Origin of the sequence: Acuticoccus sp. MNP-M23 (assembly GCF_031195445.1) — a bacterium.
Lineage (GTDB): Bacteria > Pseudomonadota > Alphaproteobacteria > Rhizobiales > Amorphaceae > Acuticoccus.
Window position 1 is genome coordinate 3,961,565 of the sequence record NZ_CP133480.1, and the last position, 20,276, is coordinate 3,981,840.

At 66.0% G+C, this 20,276-nt stretch carries 20 protein-coding genes; 13 read left to right on the top strand and 7 right to left on the bottom strand.

The window, feature by feature from the left end; genetic code table 11:
- Window positions 1-9: 9 nt before the first annotated feature.
- Window positions 10-1,428, bottom strand: a complete 1,419-nt coding sequence (locus tag RDV64_RS18260; RefSeq protein WP_309196391.1) for an MmgE/PrpD family protein — start codon at window positions 1,426-1,428, stop codon at window positions 10-12.
- Between the two features lie 139 nt (window positions 1,429-1,567).
- On the opposite strand from RDV64_RS18260, the gene RDV64_RS18265 reads away from it, so the two are divergent.
- The 8 genes from RDV64_RS18265 to RDV64_RS18300 all read left to right on the top strand — a co-directional run bounded on the left by RDV64_RS18265 (window position 1,568) and on the right by RDV64_RS18300 (window position 9,224).
- Complete coding sequence (locus RDV64_RS18265; protein WP_309196392.1) at window positions 1,568-2,380, top strand: aspartate dehydrogenase domain-containing protein; 813 nt, start codon at window positions 1,568-1,570, stop codon at window positions 2,378-2,380.
- Window positions 2,381-2,384: 4 nt separating this feature from the next.
- Window positions 2,385-3,647: an aconitase X catalytic domain-containing protein gene (locus tag RDV64_RS18270; RefSeq protein ID WP_309196393.1), complete on the top strand. Its 1,263-nt coding sequence runs from the start codon at window positions 2,385-2,387 to the stop codon at window positions 3,645-3,647.
- 26 nt (window positions 3,648-3,673) lie between these two features.
- A complete protein-coding gene (locus tag RDV64_RS18275) occupies window positions 3,674-4,051 on the top strand; it encodes an aconitase X swivel domain-containing protein (protein ID WP_309196394.1) in 378 nt (125 codons plus the stop codon).
- 255 nt (window positions 4,052-4,306) lie between these two features.
- Window positions 4,307-5,047, top strand: a complete 741-nt coding sequence (locus tag RDV64_RS18280; protein WP_309196395.1) for an ATP-binding cassette domain-containing protein — start codon at window positions 4,307-4,309, stop codon at window positions 5,045-5,047.
- Window positions 5,044-6,060, top strand: coding sequence for an ABC transporter permease (locus tag RDV64_RS18285; RefSeq protein ID WP_309196396.1), 1,017 nt, complete (start codon window positions 5,044-5,046; stop codon window positions 6,058-6,060). Before RDV64_RS18280 ends, RDV64_RS18285 begins: the two co-directional genes overlap by 4 nt.
- A gap of 50 nt (window positions 6,061-6,110) precedes the next feature.
- Window positions 6,111-7,103 (top strand): sugar-binding protein, encoded by a 993-nt coding sequence (locus tag RDV64_RS18290; protein WP_309196397.1) that lies wholly within the window; start codon window positions 6,111-6,113, stop codon window positions 7,101-7,103.
- Window positions 7,104-7,165: 62 nt separating this feature from the next.
- Window positions 7,166-8,239 (top strand): Gfo/Idh/MocA family oxidoreductase, encoded by a 1,074-nt coding sequence (locus RDV64_RS18295; protein WP_309196398.1) that lies wholly within the window; start codon window positions 7,166-7,168, stop codon window positions 8,237-8,239.
- Between the two features lie 109 nt (window positions 8,240-8,348).
- Window positions 8,349-9,224, top strand: a complete 876-nt coding sequence (locus RDV64_RS18300; protein ID WP_309196399.1) for a MurR/RpiR family transcriptional regulator — start codon at window positions 8,349-8,351, stop codon at window positions 9,222-9,224.
- Window positions 9,225-9,474: 250 nt separating this feature from the next.
- On the opposite strand, the gene RDV64_RS18305 is transcribed toward RDV64_RS18300, so the two are convergent.
- The 3 genes from RDV64_RS18305 to iolD are packed head-to-tail and all read right to left on the bottom strand — an operon-like array spanning window position 9,475 to window position 13,044.
- On the bottom strand, window positions 9,475-10,290 hold the full coding sequence (locus RDV64_RS18305; RefSeq protein WP_309196400.1) for an SDR family oxidoreductase: 816 nt from the start codon (window positions 10,288-10,290) through the stop codon (window positions 9,475-9,477).
- Window positions 10,291-10,296: 6 nt separating this feature from the next.
- Window positions 10,297-11,202 carry a myo-inosose-2 dehydratase gene (iolE, locus tag RDV64_RS18310; RefSeq protein WP_309196401.1) on the bottom strand — a complete coding sequence of 302 codons (906 nt, stop codon included), beginning with the start codon at window positions 11,200-11,202 and terminating at the stop codon, window positions 10,297-10,299.
- The gene (iolD, locus tag RDV64_RS18315; protein WP_309196402.1) at window positions 11,203-13,044 is read right to left on the bottom strand and encodes a 3D-(3,5/4)-trihydroxycyclohexane-1,2-dione acylhydrolase (decyclizing); all 1,842 of its coding nucleotides are present in this window, start codon (window positions 13,042-13,044) and stop codon (window positions 11,203-11,205) included. It abuts the gene before it with no gap.
- 103 nt (window positions 13,045-13,147) lie between these two features.
- Here iolD and iolG point away from each other — a divergent pair, with 103 nt between their 5' ends.
- From iolG to RDV64_RS18340, 5 genes are all read left to right on the top strand, one after another.
- The gene (iolG, locus tag RDV64_RS18320) at window positions 13,148-14,155 is read left to right on the top strand and encodes an inositol 2-dehydrogenase (protein ID WP_309196403.1); all 1,008 of its coding nucleotides are present in this window, start codon (window positions 13,148-13,150) and stop codon (window positions 14,153-14,155) included.
- Window positions 14,155-14,394: a hypothetical protein gene (locus tag RDV64_RS18325; protein ID WP_309196404.1), complete on the top strand. Its 240-nt coding sequence runs from the start codon at window positions 14,155-14,157 to the stop codon at window positions 14,392-14,394. Before iolG ends, RDV64_RS18325 begins: the two co-directional genes overlap by 1 nt.
- Window positions 14,395-14,402: 8 nt before the next feature.
- On the top strand, window positions 14,403-15,224 hold the full coding sequence (locus RDV64_RS18330) for an aldolase/citrate lyase family protein (RefSeq protein WP_309196405.1): 822 nt from the start codon (window positions 14,403-14,405) through the stop codon (window positions 15,222-15,224).
- Window positions 15,225-15,269: 45 nt separating this feature from the next.
- Window positions 15,270-16,397, top strand: coding sequence for a Gfo/Idh/MocA family oxidoreductase (locus RDV64_RS18335; protein WP_309196406.1), 1,128 nt, complete (start codon window positions 15,270-15,272; stop codon window positions 16,395-16,397).
- 246 nt (window positions 16,398-16,643) lie between these two features.
- Complete coding sequence (locus tag RDV64_RS18340) at window positions 16,644-17,612, top strand: aldo/keto reductase (protein ID WP_309196407.1); 969 nt, start codon at window positions 16,644-16,646, stop codon at window positions 17,610-17,612.
- Here RDV64_RS18340 and RDV64_RS18345 read toward each other — a convergent pair.
- The 3 genes from RDV64_RS18345 to RDV64_RS18355 are packed head-to-tail and all read right to left on the bottom strand — an operon-like array spanning window position 17,606 to window position 20,183.
- Window positions 17,606-18,304, bottom strand: a complete 699-nt coding sequence (locus RDV64_RS18345) for a phospholipase (protein WP_309196408.1) — start codon at window positions 18,302-18,304, stop codon at window positions 17,606-17,608. The two genes, RDV64_RS18340 and RDV64_RS18345, sit on opposite strands and share 7 nt — an antisense overlap.
- Entirely contained in the window at window positions 18,301-19,209 is a 909-nt protein-coding gene (locus RDV64_RS18350; RefSeq protein WP_309196409.1) for a ring-cleaving dioxygenase, read from the bottom strand. Before RDV64_RS18350 ends, RDV64_RS18345 begins: the two co-directional genes overlap by 4 nt.
- Window positions 19,209-20,183: a pirin family protein gene (locus RDV64_RS18355; RefSeq protein ID WP_309196410.1), complete on the bottom strand. Its 975-nt coding sequence runs from the start codon at window positions 20,181-20,183 to the stop codon at window positions 19,209-19,211. The genes RDV64_RS18350 and RDV64_RS18355 overlap by 1 nt, the downstream gene beginning before the upstream one ends.
- Between the last annotated feature and the right edge of the window lie 93 nt (window positions 20,184-20,276).

Below are 20,276 nucleotides of genomic sequence, written 5' to 3' on the forward strand. Positions count from 1 at the left end.
CGCGTTTCCTCATGATGGGCTGCGTGATGCCTGGTCGCCCGGTGCGGCATCCGGCGGCGGTGCCAGAAGTGAGGCCAGCATCCGGGTGTCCGGCGCGCGGCGCAAGCCTTTGACGGCCTTGGCCAAAGCGCGAGCGCGCTCGGCCGTCGCAACCTCGCCTGTCACCTTGGCGAACTTTGCCTCGATCTCGTCGCGGCCCAAGGGGTTCTCGGGGTAGCCGCGGGCAACATCGTTGCGCGCGGTGAGGATGGTGCCGTCTGTCAGCGTCAGCGTGACTTCGCCGACATAAAAGTCGGGGAACCTGTCGTCGAACTCGCCGGTGTCGCGGATGACGCGGGCCGAGGCGGCAAGGCGGGCCACCTCCGGGTCGCTCTCGCGCCGGTCGGTGAACAGGTCGAGGTATGAGAGGCCGCCGCGCGCGGCATGAACCGGCAAAATGTACTGGGCCGAGTGGCCTTTGAGCGGGTTGTTGTCGACGCAGTGCGCGCCGGCTTCGGCAAAGCGCAGCGCGATGGAGCTGATGTTCCGGCTCGACAGCTTGTATTCGGCAAGGAGCTTCGTCTGCGCATCCAGCGCCGGGTGAAGGAAAGAGACGCAAGGGTAGGGCTTGATTGCAAGTTCCGTCACCCCGTCCCAGGCGGTGCCGAGCCCGTCCACCAACGGGGCGGGATCGGGCGTGTCGCTGAAGGCGGCGAGCGCTGTATGACCCCCGTCGAAGATGCGGTCGGGCGCGCCGAACCCATGGCGGGCAAGCCGGGCGGACATCACGCCGTTGCGCGCGGCAAGCCCCATCTGGAACGGCCGTGCATCTTCCCGCGGGTCGTCCTGCCAGGCCAGGAGACCGCCGGTTTGCAGCGCGGCCAGCCCAAGCGCGCACCGGGTCTGTTTCGCGTCGAGGCCGGACAGAAAGGCTGCCGCGGCAGCAGCGCCGAAGCTGCCCGCCACGGCGGAGGGATGAAAGCCCCGCGCGTAAAGTGTGCGCGGGTTCATCGCCATGGAAACGCGGTAGGTGACCTCGCAGCCAAGCGCGATGGCGGCCAGAATATCTGCGCCGGAGCGGTTTTCCGTTTCGGCCAGCGCCAGCGCCACCGGGATCATCACCGCGACGGGATGGAGGATCGCCTCGGGGTGGTGGGGCTCGAAGTCGGCTGCATAGCCGAGGGTGCCGTTGGCAAGGGCGGCGCTGGCGGGATCCACCTTGCGGGCGCGGCCGATCAGCGTTGCCCCGCCGGGGCCTGCGCTCTCCATCACGTAGGCGCCGATCCCGCTGTTGGCGGTGACGGATGGGTGGGTTGCGGCAAGGAGCACGCCCACGCCGTCAAAGGCCAGCACTTCGGCGGTGCGCATCACGGGGTCGGGCAGCGCATCGGCTGTAAAGTCGGCAATGAAGCGGGCCAGACTTTCGGTGACCGGTGCCCTCTGGTCCATGCGCCGAGTTCCCCTTCGTTCAGCGGGTCGGTCGGTTTCGAAAAGGCCGGCGCGCTTGCAATGTCGCTCATTCGGTACACAATTGCGAATACAGCCGTCAATCGGAGAGCCGCAACATCACGCGCGGCAAGGGGAGCCAATGACGACACTGACCAGGGTTGTGCTCGGCGGATTTGGCAATGTGGGCCAGCAGCTTGCCCGGCGCATGGCGGACGACGCCTCGCTCCAAATCACCGCCATTGCCGCACGCGACAAGGCGAAGGCACGCCAGAATGCCGAAGCGCTGGGCCTCCGGGTTCCGATCATTGACGCTGCGGATGCGCCGGACCACCCCGGCGTGATGGTAGAGTGCGCAACCTATGACGGGTTTCGCAATGTGGTAGAGCCGAGCCTTGCTGCGGGCCGTCATGTGATTGCCATCAGCGTCGGCGCACTGGCTGCCAACCTCGACCTGATCGACCTTGCAAACCGCACCGGCGCCACGTTGCAGATTGCTGGCGGCACTCTTCCCGGCCTCGATATTCTGCGCGCGGCCAATGAGGGCGCCGTGGAGTCCGTGTCGCTGACCTCGCACATCAAGCCGTCCTCGCTGGAGCACGAGGCCTATATCCACGATAACGGCATCGACCTTGGCCCGGCCGAGACCGGTCCCGTCCCCATCTTCGACGGTTCGGCGCGGGATGCGGCGCGGCATTTTCCGCGGCACTTCAACGTGGCCGTGTCGCTGTCGCTGGCCGGCATCGGGCTTGACCGGACCACGGTCCACATCCGCGCTGATGGAACTCTGCCTGGGGCACGCCACACCATCCGCGTCATTGCCGATTCGGTGGAGCTGGAAATGGTGTCACAAAATTTCCCGTCACCGCAGAACAACCGTACCAGCCAGGTAGTGGCGCTCAGCATTCTGGCGGCGCTGCGACGGCTGTCCGGCGGCCTCATCGTGGGGAGCTGAGCCGGTGCGCCTTTCCGAGCGCGACAGGGCGATGCTGGACGGTGCGTTCGGCGAACCCGCGCGCCGCGCCATGGACGGCCTCGTGCAACTGGGCGAAGCCTTCGATGCCTCCGACATGGTAGACATCGGCTACGCCCACATCCACGCCGGAATGGCGATGTATGGCGGCGATGTAGACCTCATCACCGCGCTGGCGGCCGAAGGGGCGACCATGCGCACCGTAGTCTCCACCAACATTGCCAACGCCGACATGGCGCGATGGCAGCAGACCGGCGCGCCCCCACGGCTGGCCGCGCTCCAGCAGCGTGCGGAGGCGGCCCACAAGGCTCTGGGCGGGGCGACCTGTTTCACGTGCACGCCCTATTTTGCCGGCCATCGGCCCACTGCCGGAATGCATGCGGCCTCGATCGAAAGCGGCGTCACGATCTTTGCCAACTCGGTGCTGGGTGCGCTTGCCAACCGCGACGGCTTCTTTGCCGTCTATGCCGGCATGACCGGCCGCTATCCGCGCTTCGGCCTCCACCTGCCGGAAAACCGCGTGCCCACGCACCATGTTGCCATCAGCGCCGCCGTGTCCGGCACCACCGACTTTACCGCACTCGGCTACGCCATCGGCGCCGAAGTGACCGATGGCATCCCCTTCGTCACCGGGCTTGGCGCGGTGCCGGACGAGGACGAGCTGGATGCCATGGGTGTTGGCATGGCAACCTCCGGCGGGGTGGCGATGTTCGTGCTGCCCGGCGTCACACCGGGCTTTGCCGGCGATGCTGCACCGCCAGCGTCCGTACCGCAGGTGGCTATCGGCGACGGTGCGATCGAGGCGGTCTACGATAAATTCTGTACGGCGGCGGTGGACGGGTTCGACCTTGTGCACCTTGGCTGTCCCCATGCCTCTCTTGCCGAAATGCGGGTCTATGCCGGTCTTCTGGCCGGACGGCGCATTGCGGACGGGGTCGATTGCTGGGTGACCACCAACCGCACGGTGCGCAGCGCCGCCGAGGCGGAAGGGCTCCTGGCGCCCATCGAGGCCGCGGGTGCCAGAGTGGTGAGCGATACGTGCCCCATGTCCTGCCACTTTGCGCGGACCTGTTCGCCGGATCCGTCGCTCGGGGTCACGCCGCCAACGCTTGCCGGCGTCCTCGTCGATTCGGTGAAACAGGCCCATTATGTGCGCGACATGATCCAGTGCCCGACCCTTGTCACGACCAGCGCGCGGGCCGTGGAATCGGCCGTCACCGGCCGCTTCGTGCCGCGGCCGTTCCGGTGAGCGGGGTGTGGCAGGGACGGGGGATCGTGAAGGGTCCGGCGGCTGGCCCCGCGCTCCTGTCCGATACGCCGCTGTCCTTTCTGGGCGATCTCGACATCGCCACAGGACGCGTGGTGGGGCAGGGAAGCGACCTCATCGGCCAGAGCGTCGCCGGTACGGTGCTGGTGCTGCGGGCAACCCGCGGATCGGCCGGCGCATGGCGGTTCCTCTACCAGCTCAAGCGCGCCGGCACTCACCCCGCGGCCATCGTTCTGGAGGGGATGCCCGACCCTTCCGTGGTGCAAGGGGCGATCCTCTCCTTCATTCCGGTGATCGCAAACATCCCCGCCGATCTTCGCGCAACGATTGCACCCGGCACGCCCCTCAGCGTGGATGGCGCCAGCGGGATGGTTCGCGCCGAATAGGACGAAAACACCTGATCTGCTGCGCAGCCACCGCAAAATGGTTGCTCAAATAATGATCTGGTGGTTGCGCACGGTTCGTTGATGCTACTAGGATTACGCAATAAATATTGCAGAGCATTTCTGGGGAGGAATGCGCCCTATGCCTACGGTTGCAACAACCGGATGGTGGCACCCGTGCGCCAGACACGGGGTCAAGTTCGATAATGTTCGGGCCGCGGCATGTGCGGTCCCGCCAGTATGCGCACGGAGGCCCGCTTGAGCCTCATCGAACTCACCAACATCACCAAGAGTTTTGGCGCGATCCATGCGTTGCAGGGTGTCGACCTCACCATCCAGCCCGGCGAAGCCGTCGGCCTGATGGGCGACAATGGCGCCGGCAAGTCCACGTTGATGAAGATCATCGCCGGCAACTTCCCGCCAACGCGGGGCAGCATGAAGATCGACGGCAAGGAAGTGCACCTCTCCAAGCCCATCGACGCGCGGCGCAACGGCATCGAGATCGTCTACCAGGACCTTGCCCTGTGCGATAACCTCACCGCCGCCGCCAACGTCTTCCTCGGCCGCGAGCTGAAGAAGGGCTTCGGCCCGATCAAGTATCTCGATTACAAATCCATGTACGTGAAGGCCGGCGAACTCTTCGCCGAACTCAAATCGGAGACCCGGCCGCGCGATCTCGTCAAGCAGATGTCCGGCGGACAGCGGCAGGCGGTGGCCATCGCCAGAACACGCCTGTCCGACCCCAAGCTGGTGCTGATGGACGAGCCCACCGCCGCCATCTCGGTGCGGCAGGTGGCCGAGGTGCTCGGCCTCATCAAGCGGCTGAAGGAGACCAACCACGCCGTGGTCCTGGTTTCCCATCGGATGCCGGACGTGTTCACCGTTTGCGACCGTGTGGCGGTGCTGCGGCGCGGCCTCAAGGTCGCCGACAAGAACATCGACACCACGAGCCCCGAAGAGATCACGGGCCTCATCACCGGCGCGATCGAGTACGCATGAGCGACCAGGCCCGTTCGCACGCCGATATCGACGCGTCGGTCACCTCGCGCACACAGATGAGCGGCTTTCAGGCAATGGTCCGCACCCAGCCTTTCTGGGTGTTGGTGGCAATCATTGCCATCGGCCTTGTCATGAGCTTCGTCTCCGACGTGTTCCTCAGCGAGCGCAACCTCTTCAACATCACCCGCAACTTCGCCTTCTTTGGCATCATGGCGCTGGGCATGTCGGCGGTCATCTGCACCGGCGGGATCGACCTTTCGGTCGGCTCGCTCATGGGGCTGGCCGGGATCGTCTGCGGCCTCGTCATGCAGGCGGGGTTCGGCCTGTTCTGGGGCTTTGTCGCCTGCATGGCGGCATCCGCCATGGTCGGCCTCGTGAACGGCATTCTCATAGCGTACGTGAGACTGGCGCCATTTGTGGTGACACTCGGCATGCTGGCGATGGCGCGGTCCATCGCCATGGTCACCTCCAACAACAAGATGATCTACGAGTTCGGGCCCGATCAGGACCTGTTCGAGTGGATCGGCGGGGAGAGCATCTACGGCATCCCCAACCCGGTGATCGTCCTCGTCATACTGACCGCCGTGTTCTGGTGGGTGTGGCGCTATTCGGTGTGGGGGCGGTGGGTGATTGCCATCGGCGGCAATGCCAAGGCGGCCAAGCTTTCCGGCATCCCGGTCGAGAATGTGACGGTGTCGGTCTACGTCATCTCGTCGCTCTGCGCGGGGCTGGCGGCATTCCTGATGGTGGGGTGGTTCGGTTCCGTCACCAACGCGCTCGGCCTCACCTACGAGCTCAACGTCATCGCGGCGACCGTCATCGGCGGGGCGAACCTCATGGGCGGCGTCGTCTACGCCTTGGGTGCGCCGATCGGGGCGGCGCTGATGGAGCTCATCCGCAACTCACTGCTGCTCGCCGGCATCGACGCGCTGTGGCAGCAATTCTTTGTCGGTCTGTTCCTCATCCTCGCGGTTCTTCTGGAACAGATCCGCAATCGCGGGCGGGGTGACTGATCGCTCGCATCGTCCAAGTCGTCCAAACAATAAAAACTGGAGGAAAGACCATGAGGACAGTTGCATCGCTTGCGATGCTCGCCGTGTTCGCGATGACCGGCGCTGCAGCCGCGCAGGACAAGCTCAAGCTTGCCCTTGTACCCAAGGCCATGAACAACCCCTTCTACGATCTGGCGCGCGACGGCTGCGCCCAGGCCGAGAAGGACGATGCCGGCATCGAGTGCGTCTATATCGGCCCCGGCGAACACACCGAAATGGAGCAGATCCAGATCGTGCAGGATCTGATCAGCCAGGGCGTCGACGGCATTGCGGTCGCCCCGTCCAACGCGCCCGCCATGGCGAAGGCCCTGCGTGGCGCGAAGGAAGCCGGCATTGCCATCATGACCTGGGATTCGGACCTTTTGCCCGAAGATCAGGGCATGCGCTCCACCTACGTCGGCACCAAAAACTACGACATCGGCGTGGAACTGGCCAAGATCGCCATGGGCCGGCATCCGGACGGCGGCACGCTGTGCCTGCAGACCGGCGGCGCTGCGGCGGCCAATCACAACGAGCGGCTGCTGGGCGTGCGTGAGACGCTGGCCGGCGCAAAGCTCGGCGACCCTCCCGGCAGCGAGCTCGACGGCCAGAACGGCTGGACCGAGATTGCCGGCTGCCCGCTGATCACCGACGATGACGGCAACAAGGCCGTGCAGGGGATGACCGACATCCTCGCCGCCAACCCGGACCTGACGGACTTCATCTCCACCGGTGCCTTCACCCAGTGGTACGACAACGCCTACCGCCAGGCCGTCGAGCCCTACAAGGCGAAGATGGAAGACGGCACGCTCTCCATTCTCGTCGCCGACACGCTGCCGATGCAGATGGAGCAGCTTGCCGACGGCCTGTCCGACGGCCAGGTCGGCCAGCGCCCCTACGAGATGGGCTACAAGTCGATGTTCATCATGAAGGAACTCATCGAGGGCAAGGACGTCGCCGATCCGATCTACACCGGTCTCGACGTGTGCACCGCCGAGAACGCGAAGACCTGCCTCGGCTCCTGACCCGACAACCGGTTCCCGGACGCGCGCCGGGAACCACCCCACGCAAGAGGATCGAATTTTTTATGGCCAAGGTGCGTTACGCTGTCGTCGGCTCCGGCTGGATCTCGCAGATCGCGTTCATGCCGTCGGTCGCGCAGACCGACAATTCGGAGATGACGGCAATCGTCACCGGCAACCCGGAACGGGCGCAGGAGCTGGCCGATTTCCACGGCATCCCCAAAATCTACAGCTACGAGCAATATGACGAGATGTTGGCGTCCGGCGTCTGCGATGCCGTCTACATCGCGCTCCCCAACTCCATGCACGCCGACTATGCGATCCGCGCCGCCAACGCCGGCATCCACGCGCTGGTGGAAAAGCCTCTGGCGCTGACGGTTGCCGAATGCGAGGCGATGATTGCGGCTGCGCAGAAGGCCGGCACGCTGCTGATGACGGCTTACCGGCTGCACAACGAGCCTGCGACGGTGGCAATCCTCGATGCCATCCGCGACGGGCAGATCGGCACCCCCCGCGTCTTCTCCTCGGTCTTCACCATGCAGGCCGACCTCGGCAACCACCGGCTGGAGGCCAAGCACTGGGGCGGCCCGCTTCAGGACATCGGCGTCTACTGCCTCAACGCGATGCGCCATGTCTTCAGCGCAGAACCGGTGGAGGTGATTGCAATGGATGGCGCCACCGAAGACCCGCGCTTCAGCGAGGTGCCGGAGGTGATCTCGGCGACCTTCCGCTTCCCGGGTGCAGCAATCGCGACGTTCACCGCCAGCTTCGGTGCACACGATCTCGACGAATACCGGATTGTGGGAACCGAAGGCGTGATCGAGGTCTCGACCGGCTACGCCTTCAAGACCATGCCGAAATTCCGCGTCATCCGCGGCGACGATGTCACCGAGCACGAATTTGATCCGGTTGACCATTTTGGCGCGCAGACTGCGTATTTCTCCGACTGCATCCAGTCCGGCACCCGTCCCGAGTCGGACGGTGAGGAGGGTCTTGCGGACGTGCGGGCCCTCCGTGCAGTCGAGGAATCGGCCCGCACGGGTCGCCCTGTCACGATCGAGACGGCGCCCCGACCCTCGCATCCGTCGAAGGACACGGTGCGGATGATCCCGACGACCGAAAAGCGGCTCGTCTTCTGACCCGCCCCCGGCTCCGGTGGAAAAGTCCGCCGGCGCCGGCCGGGGACCTTGCTGGCAATCGTTGCAGAATGGAGGCATTCTGCAAAATGAGTTGCATTGAGGGTTTCCCATGGGCGAGACGGGGCCGCCGGCAGATTATGAGGCGCTGATCCGCGTCATCCATGAGCGCTATGACGCCATGAGCCGGGCCTACCAGAAGATCGCCCTTTACCTCACGCAGAACCCCAACGATGTTGCGGTGAACTCCGTCAACGCGATCGCCCAGAAGCTGCAGCTCCACGCGTCCAGCTTCGTGCGCTTTGCCCAATCGCTCGGGTACAACGGTTTCAAGGAACTGCAGGTGCTGTTCCAGCGGCGGCTGTCGACGGCGGCACCGGGCTTCGAGGCGCGCAAGACGGCGCTTGCCGGCGAGCTTGGCGCCCTCAGCGGCCGCACCGAGCATGGCCTCCTGCACGACCTCATCGTGCGGGACATCGCCTCGCTGGAAGACCTCCTCACCGGAATTGAGCCCGACAGGTTGATTGCAGCCGTCGACCTTCTGGAGGCGGCGGACAACATCTATCTCATCGGCCAGCTCCGCTCCGAGCCGGTGGTGCATCTGATGCGCTACATCCTGACCATGCTCGGAAAACGCTGTGTGCTGCTGGACCCCTCGGGCGGGCTTGCCACCCACATGGCGCGTGCGATGGGGCCAGATGACCTGCTCGTCGCAGTGTCGTTCCGCTTTTATGCCAACGAAGTGGTCAACGTGGTAGATGAGGCGGCCGCCCGCAGCGTGCCTGTTCTGGCGATTTCCGATTCATCCCTGTCGCCGATTGCCAGGAGCGCAAGCGTTCTTTTCGCGGTGCCGGAGCATGAGTACACCTTCTCGCGCTCCCTGGCGGCGCCCATGTGTCTGGCACAGGCGCTGACCATTGCGCTCGCCGCCCGCCTGCAGGATGGCGCGCGAACACCGCGGATCCCGACAGTAACGCGGGAAACCTGAGGGGCGGACGGCGCGTTGCGCCGATTCTGTCACTTGTGAGGCGAGGGATTTCCTCCCTCGCGCTCCCTCCGTCTCGCCGACCGGCAGGGGTTCAGGCAAACCAGCCGCTTTGCGTCTGCCTTGTCTGAACCCCGCGTCAAGCCTTGGCCGGGCTTCGGTCCCGTCAAGGGTGACGGCTTCGCCCGCCTGTGGCGCCCTTGACGGGCCCGAAGCCCGGCAGCCGTGCCATTGCGCCGGGCCGGCCGGACGGTCAGAGCGTCATCGGGCCGTCCGGCACTGGCGGACCGTCCGGGTATGCGCCCCAGACGGACTGGTCGAAGTTGGCGACCGTCCCCGTCATCATGCCCGCATCGTCAGAGGCCATGAAGGTGACGGCCTTCGCCACCTCGTCGGGGTCGAGGAGGCGGCCGAACGGCAAGGTGGCGGCGGCCTTTTCCTCCCAGTCCGCATCGCCGGTTTCCGACAGCTTCAAAGCGCGTTCATTGTCGGACGACATCCAGCCGATATTGAGCTGGTTGACCCTTATGCGGTTGGCCGCCACCGCAAACGCGGTGTTGCGCGTCACCGTGGCCAGCGCCGCCTTCGAGGCGCAGTAGGCGCTGATGAAGGGCTGCCCCGCCAGCGCCGATGTTGAGCCGATGTTGACGATGGCGCCTTCCACGCCATCGCGGATCATCATGCGGATCGCCTCCTGCATCAGAAAATACGGGCCGCGCACGTTGATGGCGAACATCCGGTCGAACAGCTCGGGCGAGGTGGAAAGGATGGTGCCACGTTCGGTGATGGCGCCGGCATTCACGAGCACGTCGACCCGGCCGTAGACGCGGTCGGCCTCGGCCATCACCTTGCGGCAGTCGTCCACCTCGCCAAGGTCGGCACGGACGAAGTGGCAGGGGACGCCGGTGTCCGCCTTGATTGCCTCGGCCACCTTATTGCCGTTGGCCTCGCTGCGGCCAAGGGTGAGGAGACCGGCGGCCCCGCTTGCCGCAAAGCGGCGGGCAATGGCGGCGCCCAGCCCCTGCGTCGATCCCGTCACAACGCAGATCTTGCCTTCAAGAGTGTTCATTCTGGCTCAAGCCTCCACTTCATAGCCGGCCGCGTTCATCACGCGGACAAGTTCCCTGTGGCCTGTGATGGCCATTTCGAGCGGCGGGCTGACCTTCGGGTCCTGCTCCGCCTCCACCACGAACCAGCCTTGGTAGCCGTGGCCGTGGAGCCGCTTCACGATTGTCTCGAAATCGAGCGAGCCGTCGCCGGGGACGGTGAATGCGCCTTTCACCACGGCATCCAGAAAGCTGTCCTTCGTGCGGTCGAGCGCGGCGATGACGCCGTCGCGCACGTCCTTGGTGTGGACGTGGGCAATGCGGGCGTGGTGATTGTCGATGACGCGGAGGACGTCGCCGCCGGCGAACGCCATGTGTCCGGCGTCAAAGAGGAGGGGAATGGCGTCGCCGGAGTGCTTCATGAAGAGGTCCAGCTCCGGCTCGGTCTCCACCACGGCCGCCATGTGGTGGTGGTAGACGAGCGGCATGCCTTCCCCGGCGCACCATTCGCCGAACGCAGTCATCTTGCGCGCATAGGCGGCCATGTCCGCCTCCGTCAGCTTTGGCTTGGTTAAAAGCGGTGCCGCGCGGTCGCCCTGGATCGAGCGGGCGGTTTCGCCGTAGACGATGCACGGGGCGCCGGCTGCCTTGAAGAATGCCATCTGCGCCGCAATGCGGTCCTTTTCCGCTGCAATTTCGCCGTTCAGCAGCTGGCCGGAGAACCAGCCGCCGCACACCGAAATGCCGTGGCGGGCAAGGATGGGGGAGAGAACGGCGGCATCCATCGGGAACCGCCGCCCGGTTTCCATGCCGGTGAAGCCCGCCTTCGCGGCCTGCGCCAGGCACTCTTCCAGCGAAACGTCGTCGGAGAGTTCGGCAAGGTCGTCGTTCCACCAGGCGATGGGCGCGATGCCGAGCCTGGCCTTGAGCGCCATTCAGACCCCCACGCGCTGGCGGGCGCGGATTGCAAGCTGCGCCTCGCGCGCTTCGTTCACGGCGCTGCGGTCCGACACTTCGGGCACGCCCACGTCCCAGTCCGCATCGCCGGGCACCCAGGCGTAGGCATCGGTGTTGATGGTGATGACAGTGGTCCGGTCGGTCCCCTTGGCCCACTCCATGGCAGATTGCAGGTCGCCGAGGCTTTCGCAGTGGCGGGCGAGTGCGCCCATGGATTGGGCGTGCCGGGCAAAATCCACCGAAAAGGGCGCTTCCACGCGGCAATCTGCGATGAGGTTGTTGAAGCTCGGCACGCCCTTGGCGTTCTGCAGGCGGTTGATGACCGCGAAGCCGCCATTGTCGCAGACGATGACGATCATCTTGTGGCCCGACAGGACAGACGAATAGATGTCGGAATTCATCATCAGGTAGCTGCCGTCGCCGATCATCACGATGGGCGTTGTGCCGGGGCGGGCCATGGCGTTGCCCCAACCGGCGGCAATTTCGTAGCCCATGCAGGAAAATCCGAACTCGCAGTCGAACGTGTTGGGGTTCTTCACCCGCCAGCCTTTCGCCACCTCGCCGGGGAGGCCGCCGGCTGCGGCAATCAGCGTGTCGTCGGGGCCGGCGGCATTGTTGGCCACCGCAACCACCTGCGCATAGGTGGGAACGGGCTGGTTGGTGGGGGCCTGATGCTCGTCCAGCAGCGCATTCCACGCCCCGAACAGGTCCTGCGCCCGCGCGAGGCGGTTGGCGGACCAATCGCCCAGCGCGCCGGTCAGTTCCGCCAGCGTCTCGCGCGCGTCACCCACGACCGAAAGGGCCTGGTGCTTGGTCGCATCAAATCTGGCGGCGTTGATGGCAATGAACTTTGCATCCGCATCGAATGCCGTCCATGAGCCGGTGGTGAAGTCCTGAAGCCTGGTGCCGATGGCGACCACCACGTCTGCCTCGGCCGCCAGCGTATTGGCGCTGGTGGAGCCGATGATGCCGATGGGGCCGGCATGGACCGGATTGTCATGGGTCAGCGCGCCCTTGCCGGCGATGGTCTCGACCACCGGAATGGCGTGCTTTGCCGCAAACGCCGCAAGCTCCGCCTCGGCGCCGGAATAGCGCACGCCGCCACCCGAAATGATCAGCGGCCGTTGCGCGCCCTTCAGAAGCGCGGCGGCGTCGGCAAGGCTGTCCCGGTCGGCGCGGGGGCGGGGGATGCGCCACATCCGCTTTTCGAAGAAGGCTTCGGGGTAATCGAACGCCACCTCCTGCGTATCCTGGCACAAGGCGATGAAGGCGGGACCGCAGTCGGCCGGGTCCAGCATGGTGGCGACGGCCTGGGGGAGGGAGGAGATGATCTGTTCGGGGTGGGTGATCCGGTCCCAGTAGCGGGTTACGGCCTTGAAGGCATCGTTCACCGTCACCGTGGGATTTCCGAAGTGCTCCACCTGCTGGAGCACGGGGTCCGGAAGGCGGTGGGCGAACGTGTCACCGGAGAGAAGCAGCACCGGCAGGCGGTTGGAATGGGCGACCCCTGCCGCCGTCACCATGTTGGTGGCGCCGGGGCCGATGGACGACGCGGCGACCATGATCTGCCGCCGGCGTTTGGCCTTCGCAAAGCCGATGGCCGCCAGCGCCATCGACTGTTCGTTCTGCCCCCGCCACGTCGGCAGCCTGTCCTGCACCGCCTCCAGCGCCTCGGAAAAACAGGTGACGTTACCGTGCCCGAAAATGCCGAACACGCCGGCAAACAAGGGCACTTCCTCGCCGTCGATCTCGGTGAACTGGCAGGTGAGATAGCGCACAAGCGCTTGCGCCATGGTCAGGCGGACGGCCCTCTTCGTCATCGCTTCCTCCCCGAATGTTCTGTTTCCCCTTTCTTGCGGAATGTGGATTGACAGCGCAAGATGCTCGCAACAAACGTTGCAAAAAACATATTGGAGGGAATGAATGCTACGCCTTGCAGTGCTCGGGTGCGGCCGGATCGGCCGAATGCATGCGGCCAACATTGCCGGCCATCCGCGCACCGTTCTGGCGGGCGTCACCGATGTTCACCGCCCCTCCGCAAACGAGGTTGCCAGCGCCCACGGCGTGACCGCTTTCGAGGATGCGGACGCCGTTTTCGCGTCGCCCGACGTGGATGCGGTGCTGATTGCCACCGTCACCGAAACCCATGCCGACTACATCGAAGCGGCGGTCCGGGCGGGCAAGGCTGTGCTGTGCGAAAAGCCGATCGACCTGTCGCTGGCACGGGTGAATGCGTGCGCCGAGCGCCTGAAGGGCACGAACGCCTTCATCCAGCTCGGCTTCAACCGGCGGTTCGACCCCGGCCACCGGGCCGCGTGGCAGGCAGCCCGGGACGGCGCCATCGGAGACCTTCATCAGGTTATCATCACGTCGCGCGATCCGGGGATGCCGCCGCGCTCCTATTACGAGAGCGCGGGCGGCCTCTTCCGCGACATGGTGATTCACGACTTCGACCTTGCCCGCTTCATGCTGGGGGAGGAGCCGGAGGAGGTTTTTGCCATCGGCGGCCGGCTGATCGACCCCGCGCTGATGGACGAGCTTGAAGACTTCGACACGTCGATGGTGGTGATGCGCACTGCCAGCGGCAAGCAGTGCCATATCAACACCTCTCGCACGGCGGTCTATGGTTACGACCAGCGGGTGGAGCTTATGGGCACCACGGGCATGGTGGTGTCCGGCAACCGCAAGCCCCACGAGATGCACCACTACGCCGAACCCCATACCGAGCGGGCGGCCCCGTACCTCAACTTCTTCATCGAGCGGTACCGTGAGGCGTTCGACGCGGAAATCGGCGCGTTTGTCAATGCCGTCGAACAGGGCATTGCCCCGTCGCCGGGCTTTGAGGACGGGCGCAAGGCTCTGGTTCTGGCGGAAGCGGCCTACAAGTCGGCTGCCGAAGGCCGCTTCGTCCGCGTCAGCGAGGTGTCGTGATGGACGAGAATTTCGGGCTCCTGATGGATGGCGCACGGTGTGGTGCCAGCGATGGCGCAACCATGACGGTGAAGAGCCCCGCCACCGAAGAAATCATCGGCGCGGTGCCGAAAGCCGCTGCACTGGCGGCGTCCGAAGCGCCGTTCGGCGGCACCAGCTTCTCCGGCATGGGCCGCGAGGGCTGCGCCGAGGGGACTGCCGACTATCTCGACACCAAGCTCGCGCAAGTCGCGTTTTAGGATTTTCAATGATTACCGATGTGTTGAAGGCAAAGTGGGCGGCGGGTGAAGCGACCATCAATGGCTGGTGCTCCATCGGCAGCCCGTTCACCGCCGAGATCATGGCGGCGCAGGGCTACGACAGCGTGTCGGTGGACGTGCAGCATGGCGCGCTGGACTACTCCGATGCCCTGCCGATGCTTCAGGCGATGCGCGCGTCCGGCACCGTCCCCATGGCGCGCGTGCCGTGGCTGGAACCGGGCATCATCATGAAGATGCTGGATGCGGGGGCCTACGGGATCATCTGCCCCATGGTGAACAGTGCTGCCGAGGCTGCCGAGTTTGTCAGCTACATGCGCTATCCGCCGCTGGGGCAGCGCTCGTTCGGGCCGACACGTGTCAACTTTGCAGCTGGCGCCGGCTACTATGGCGAGGCCAATGCGGGCGTTCTCGCCTTTGCCATGATCGAGACCGCGGACGGGATGGCAAACGTCGACGCCATTGCCGCAACGCCGGGGCTGGACGGGCTTTATGTCGGCCCCGCGGACCTTACGCTCGGCCTCACGAAGGGCCGCCTCCCACCCGGCTTCGACCGGGAGGAAGACGAGATGGTGGACGCTCTCAAGGCGATTGTGGCGGCAGCCCGCAAGGCGGGCATTGCCGCAGCGCTCCATTGCGGCACGGCCGAATATGCAGCCCGCGCCGCAGGGTGGGGCTTCAACATGCTGACGGTTTCAAGCGATGTGCGGCTGTTGGCAGCGGGCGCCGCCGCCAACATCAAGACGTTTCGCAGCCTTGCAGCGTCCGGCCGCGCCGATGGCGTGACTGGCGGCGGCACCGGAGGCTATTGATGCGCGCCCACGTTTGGAGGGGCCGCCGCGCCACTGGCGGGGCTGATGGCTGAACGGCCCCCGCTGCGCATCGGCCTCATTGGCACCGGCTTCATGGGCCGGGCGCATGTATTCGGCTTTGCTGCGGCCGCCAAGGCGTTTGCGCTGCCTTACCGGATCGAGCTGCACACGGTGGCCGATGTGAGCGAGGCGGCCGCACGCGCTGCCGCCGCGCAGCTCGGTTTCCGGCACGCCACCACCGACTGGCGCGCGATGGTCTCGGACCCGGAGATCGACTTGGTGGACATCACGGCCCCCAACGCGCTGCACCGGGAGATGGCGCTGGCCGCAATTGCCGCCGGCAAACACGTCTACTGCGAGAAGCCGCTGGCACCGCTTGCCGCAGAAGCGCGGGAAATGGCGGAGGCGGCCGCCGCAAGGGGCGTCGTCACGCAGGTCGGCTTCAACTACCTTTGCAACCCGCTGGTTAATCTCGCGCGCCAGATGATTGCCGATGGCGAGCTTGGCACCATCACCACCTACCGCGGGGTCCATGCCGAAGACTATATGGCCGACCCCGCCGGCCCGTTCACCTTCCGCCACGATCCTGCAGGCGGCGGCGCCTTTGCCGACATTGGCAGCCATGCGCTGGCCACCGCCGAGGCGCTTCTCGGCCCCATCACCCGGCTGATGGGCGACTGTGTTACCGTGATCGGCACCCGCAAGGATGCATCGGGCGCAGAACGGCCGGTGAAGGTCGACGATGTGGGCCGCGCGTTCCTGCGCTTTGCCAGCGGCGCAAGCGGTTCGATCGAGGCAAACTGGATCGCCACCGGCCGCAAGATGCAACATGATTTCGAGGTGTACGGCACCCGGGGGGCGCTGTGCTTCTCGCAGGAGCGGTTCAATGAGCTGCATTTCTACAGCACGGCCGATGCGGCGGGCCGGCGCGGGTTCCGCCGCATCGAGGCTGGCCCCGAGCACGCCCCCTACGGCGCATTCTGCCCGGCGCCCGGCCATCAGCTTGGCTTCAACGAGCTGAAGGCCATTGAGGTGGCAGGCTACCTCGATGCGATTGCCGGCAAGTGTGCCGAGCCATTCGGGTTTGCCGCCGGCCACAGGGTGCAGACGCTGGTGGAATGCGTCCACGCCTCCGCGCGCGATGGCGCCTGGGTGGATGTGCCCGGCCACTGAGCGCCACCCAAAACCCGTCGCTCGTCCGCCCGGCACCGAATTTTTGCGAGGTTGGCGTGGATCGCGGGCGCCAAGGCCAGCTTCGACGCAGAAGCGGGGCGCGCTTGTGGCCGGATCGGGGGTCTGGACGCAGCCGGGTTGCTTTTGGGGCACGCTGCGCCTTCTTTGGCGGACGCTGCGGCCAGAACGACACCCGGCCGGGATCGACAGGACAGCGGCGTTTCGAAGCCGCCGGAGGAACCACCCATGGAAACCACAACCCTTGGCCGCACCGGGCTCACCGTCTCCGTGGCGGGGCTTGGCTGCGGTGGCAACAGCCGCATCGGCCTTGGTCGCGACCTGCCGCGGGCGGATTGCGTGCGCATCGTGCGCGAAGCGCTGGACGCCGGCATCAACTTCATCGACACCGCGGAGGCCTACGCCACCGAGGAGATTGTGGGCGAGGCCATCGAGGATGCCGGCCGGGACCGTGCGGTCATCTCCACCAAGGCACTTTACATTGTCGGCGGGACGCTTCGCACGGGCGATGAAATGGTGGAAAGCCTCCACGCCTCGCTGGCGCGGCTTCGGACCGACCATGTGGAGATCTTCCACGTGCACGCCGTAAAGCCGGACGATTACCCCTATGTGCGCGAAGAAATCGTGCCCGCACTGCTGAAGGCACGCGACGCCGGGTTGTTCAAGCACCTCGGCATCACCGAAACGCCGCCGCGCGACAACGGGCAGACCATGCTGCCCGTCGCCTTGAAGGACGATGTGTGGGAGGTGCTGATGGTCGCCTACCACATGATGAACCAGCGGCCGCGGCAGACGATCTTTCCGGTGACGCAAGAGAAAGGCATCGGCACACTGATCATGTTTGCGGTGCGCAACATCTTCTCGCGGCCGGACCAGCTGCGGGACACGCTGCGGGAGCTGGCGGCGGCCGGCACCATTCCGGCAGAGCTTGCCGAACAGACCGAGCCGCTGGAGTTCTTGCTGGGCGAGGGCGGCGCCGAAAGCCTGACGGATGCTGCCTACCGCTTTGCCCGCCACGCCGAGGGCGCCGATGTGGTCCTGTTCGGCACCGGCAGTGTCGATCACCTGAAGGCCAATGTGCGCTCCATCAACGCTCCGCCGCTGCCCGTCGAGACCGTCCGCACGCTGCACACCCTGTTCGGCAGCCTCACCGGCATCGGCCTCGACCGGCCGGACCGGTTGAAACCGAACTACTGAGCCGCAGCCTCCGCCAGCGCATTGCGCAGCGCATCGACATCGCCCTCAGTCGGCCCGTGGTTTGCCCCCGGCGCGGTGGCAAGGCTGACGGCGGCGCCAAGCTGGCGGAACACCGCCGCACTTTCCATCACGCGGGCGATGGGAATGTGCGGGTCGCGCTCATGGCAGCCGATGTGGACCTTGTGCCCGGCAAGATCGGACGCGTAGCCGAAATCCTTGGCGGCAAAGCCGTAGAGGTCTTCGCGCGGCGGGCCGCCGGCGTCGCCGGTGCCGACCAGCGCGGCCGACAGACCGAACACGCCGGCAAACGGTGTTGCCGTGCGGGCGGCGTGTTCCAGCGCAAGGCAGCCGCCCTGGCTGAAGCCGATCACGAAGGTCTGCGCCGGGGCGAACCCTTCATCGCCCGCAAGCCAGACGGCCCGGTCCACGGCGCCTATGGCTGATTGGACGAAGGGCTCCATGGTGGCTGCCGGAGCCAGGAAGCTGGTGGGCCACCAAGAGCGACCGGCGGCTTCCGGCGCAAACAGGGCAACATCCGAAAAACCGAGGCCGTCAAGAAACTCGGCCATGCCGACACCGTCGCCGCCGCGCCCGTGCAGCAGGATCGCCGCACACCGCGCGCGGGTCCGGCTGGCGCCGAGGCGGAGCAGCGCGCCACCCCGGTGCGGGTCCGCCGCCAACTTTGCAGTCATGCCGGCACTTTCAGCGGCGGGAGCACCTGTTCGATCCGCTCTCGGTATTCTTCATAGCGCGGCGGCAGCTTCAGCGCTTCGCCAAGGCTGTCTGCGCTTTCGTCCACCGCAAAGCCGGGGGGATCGGTGGCAATCTCGAACAGGACGCCGCCGGGTTCGGTAAAATAGATGGCGTCGAAATATTGCCGGTCGATCACCGGCGTCACCTGGAACCCGGCGCTGGAAAGCTGCTCGCGCCAGGCAAGCTGCTCCTCTTTCGTGCGGGCGCGAAACGCCACGTGGTGGATGCTGCCGGCGCCCTGAATGCCGCGCTCGCCGCCCGGCTCGTGCCGGATGTCGATCACCGCGCCGGGCCCGTCGCCGTCCGCCTGCAAGCGGTGGCGGACCAGCCCGTCGGTGTTTTCCTCGCCCACATGACGGTAGCCGAAATGGTCGGTCAGAAGGCGCATGGTGGGGGCTGGATCAGCAAGGCGCAGCGTTATGCCGTGGAACGCGCCTTCCATCGCGGGCGTGGTGCACACCAGCTCCACCGGCAACCCGTCGGGATCGTGGAGCACCATCACTGCCTCGCCGAACCGCTCCGCCGGGCCGACGAAGTGGGTGCCGGTGTGGGACAGCCGTTCGCGGGTGGCATCGAATGCGCTCTTGCCAAGGCCGTAGGACACCGCCTCGGCCAGCCCCGTTCCGGCACGGCCGGGGCCTGCATTGGCGAAGGGGAAGAAGGTGAGAATGGTGCCGGGGTTGCCGTCGCGGTCGCCATAATAAAGGTGGTAGGTGCCCGGATCGTCGAAGTTGACGGTCTTTTTCACCAGCCGCTGCGACAGGGTGCCGACGTAAAAATCGACGTTGGTTTGCGGCGGGCCGCAGATGGCCGTCACATGGTGAATGCCTGGGATCTTGATCATCAATTTGCTCCATCGGCAAAGTCGCGGCCGCCCGTGGCGCGGCGCGGCTTGCCGATCTGTTCGGGAAGTGGAATGAACTCGTGCTCGTCGCCTGGCACCGTGTCGAAACGCCCGGCGCGCCATTCTTCCTTGGCCTGCTCGATCCGCTCACGGCGGGACGAGACGAAATTCCACCAGATATAGCGCGGCCCTTCCATCGGCTCGCCGCCGAACAGCATCAGCCGTGCGTCGGCGGTGGCACGAAGCCAGACCGGCGCGCCGGTGCGCAGCACCAGAAGCGTGCCCGCCTCGTGGGTGTCATTGCCGATCTCGATGGTGCCGCTGACCACGTAAAGCGCCCGCTCTTCGTGGGTGGGCTGGATGTCGAACCGGCCGCCGGCGCTGAGCGCCACATCGGCATAAAGCGTTTCGGATGCGGTGTTCAGCGGCGAAGTCAGACCGTGGGTGGACCCTGCGACCAGCCGCATGGAAAGCGCGCCGTCCTGCGCATACGGGAGTTCGGCAGCGGTGTGGTGGAGAAAGGCGGGGTCGCTTTCCTCCATGCGTTCGGGCAGGGCCACCCAGGTTTGCAGGCCGAAGAGGCGCTGCCCGGTCTGGCGCAGCTCCGGTGCGGTGCGCTCGGAATGGACGATGCCCTTGCCCGCGCGCATCCAGTTCACGTCGCCAGGTTCGATGGTCTGGTTCGAGCCGAGGCTGTCGCGGTGGAGGATCTGCCCCTCCAGAAGATACGTGACGGTGGCAAGGTTGATGTGCGGGTGGGGGCGCACGTCGATCCCCTGATCGGTCAGAAATTCTGCCGGCCCCATCTGGTCGAAGAAGATGAACGGGCCGACCATCTGCCGCTTCACCGAGGGGAGCGCGCGCCGCACTGTCATCTCGCCAAGGTCCACCGCACGGGGGACGATGACGGTCTCGACCGCATCGACCGATGCGCTGTAGCCGGGCACAGGGTCCGGGCATCTGGTGAAGCTCATGGGACGTCCTCCTGTCCGGTCAGGCCATAGCGGCGCGGTGGAGCCGCAGGTGATCGCTCTTGAGGGTCTCAGATATTGCGGTGCGGGATGATC

What these genes read in the sequence shown, in the direction of transcription:
- RDV64_RS18335 (WP_309196406.1), top strand. Translation starts at nt 15,270, where the DNA reads ATGGCTGAACGGCCCCCGCTGCGCATCGGCCTCATTGGCACCGGCTTC.
- RDV64_RS18355 (WP_309196410.1), bottom strand. Translation starts at nt 20,183, where the DNA reads ATGAGCTTCACCAGATGCCCGGACCCTGTGCCCGGCTACAGCGCATCG.
- RDV64_RS18325 (WP_309196404.1), top strand. Translation starts at nt 14,155, where the DNA reads ATGGACGAGAATTTCGGGCTCCTGATGGATGGCGCACGGTGTGGTGCC.
- RDV64_RS18260 (WP_309196391.1), bottom strand. Translation starts at nt 1,428, where the DNA reads ATGGACCAGAGGGCACCGGTCACCGAAAGTCTGGCCCGCTTCATTGCC.
- RDV64_RS18265 (WP_309196392.1), top strand. Translation starts at nt 1,568, where the DNA reads ATGACGACACTGACCAGGGTTGTGCTCGGCGGATTTGGCAATGTGGGC.
- RDV64_RS18285 (WP_309196396.1), top strand. Translation starts at nt 5,044, where the DNA reads ATGAGCGACCAGGCCCGTTCGCACGCCGATATCGACGCGTCGGTCACC.
- iolG (WP_309196403.1), top strand. Translation starts at nt 13,148, where the DNA reads ATGCTACGCCTTGCAGTGCTCGGGTGCGGCCGGATCGGCCGAATGCAT.
- RDV64_RS18290 (WP_309196397.1), top strand. Translation starts at nt 6,111, where the DNA reads ATGAGGACAGTTGCATCGCTTGCGATGCTCGCCGTGTTCGCGATGACC.
- RDV64_RS18305 (WP_309196400.1), bottom strand. Translation starts at nt 10,290, where the DNA reads ATGAACACTCTTGAAGGCAAGATCTGCGTTGTGACGGGATCGACGCAG.
- RDV64_RS18300 (WP_309196399.1), top strand. Translation starts at nt 8,349, where the DNA reads ATGGGCGAGACGGGGCCGCCGGCAGATTATGAGGCGCTGATCCGCGTC.
- RDV64_RS18295 (WP_309196398.1), top strand. Translation starts at nt 7,166, where the DNA reads ATGGCCAAGGTGCGTTACGCTGTCGTCGGCTCCGGCTGGATCTCGCAG.
- RDV64_RS18350 (WP_309196409.1), bottom strand. Translation starts at nt 19,209, where the DNA reads ATGATCAAGATCCCAGGCATTCACCATGTGACGGCCATCTGCGGCCCG.
- iolD (WP_309196402.1), bottom strand. Translation starts at nt 13,044, where the DNA reads ATGACGAAGAGGGCCGTCCGCCTGACCATGGCGCAAGCGCTTGTGCGC.
- iolE (WP_309196401.1), bottom strand. Translation starts at nt 11,202, where the DNA reads ATGGCGCTCAAGGCCAGGCTCGGCATCGCGCCCATCGCCTGGTGGAAC.
- RDV64_RS18340 (WP_309196407.1), top strand. Translation starts at nt 16,644, where the DNA reads ATGGAAACCACAACCCTTGGCCGCACCGGGCTCACCGTCTCCGTGGCG.
- RDV64_RS18330 (WP_309196405.1), top strand. Translation starts at nt 14,403, where the DNA reads ATGATTACCGATGTGTTGAAGGCAAAGTGGGCGGCGGGTGAAGCGACC.
- RDV64_RS18345 (WP_309196408.1), bottom strand. Translation starts at nt 18,304, where the DNA reads ATGACTGCAAAGTTGGCGGCGGACCCGCACCGGGGTGGCGCGCTGCTC.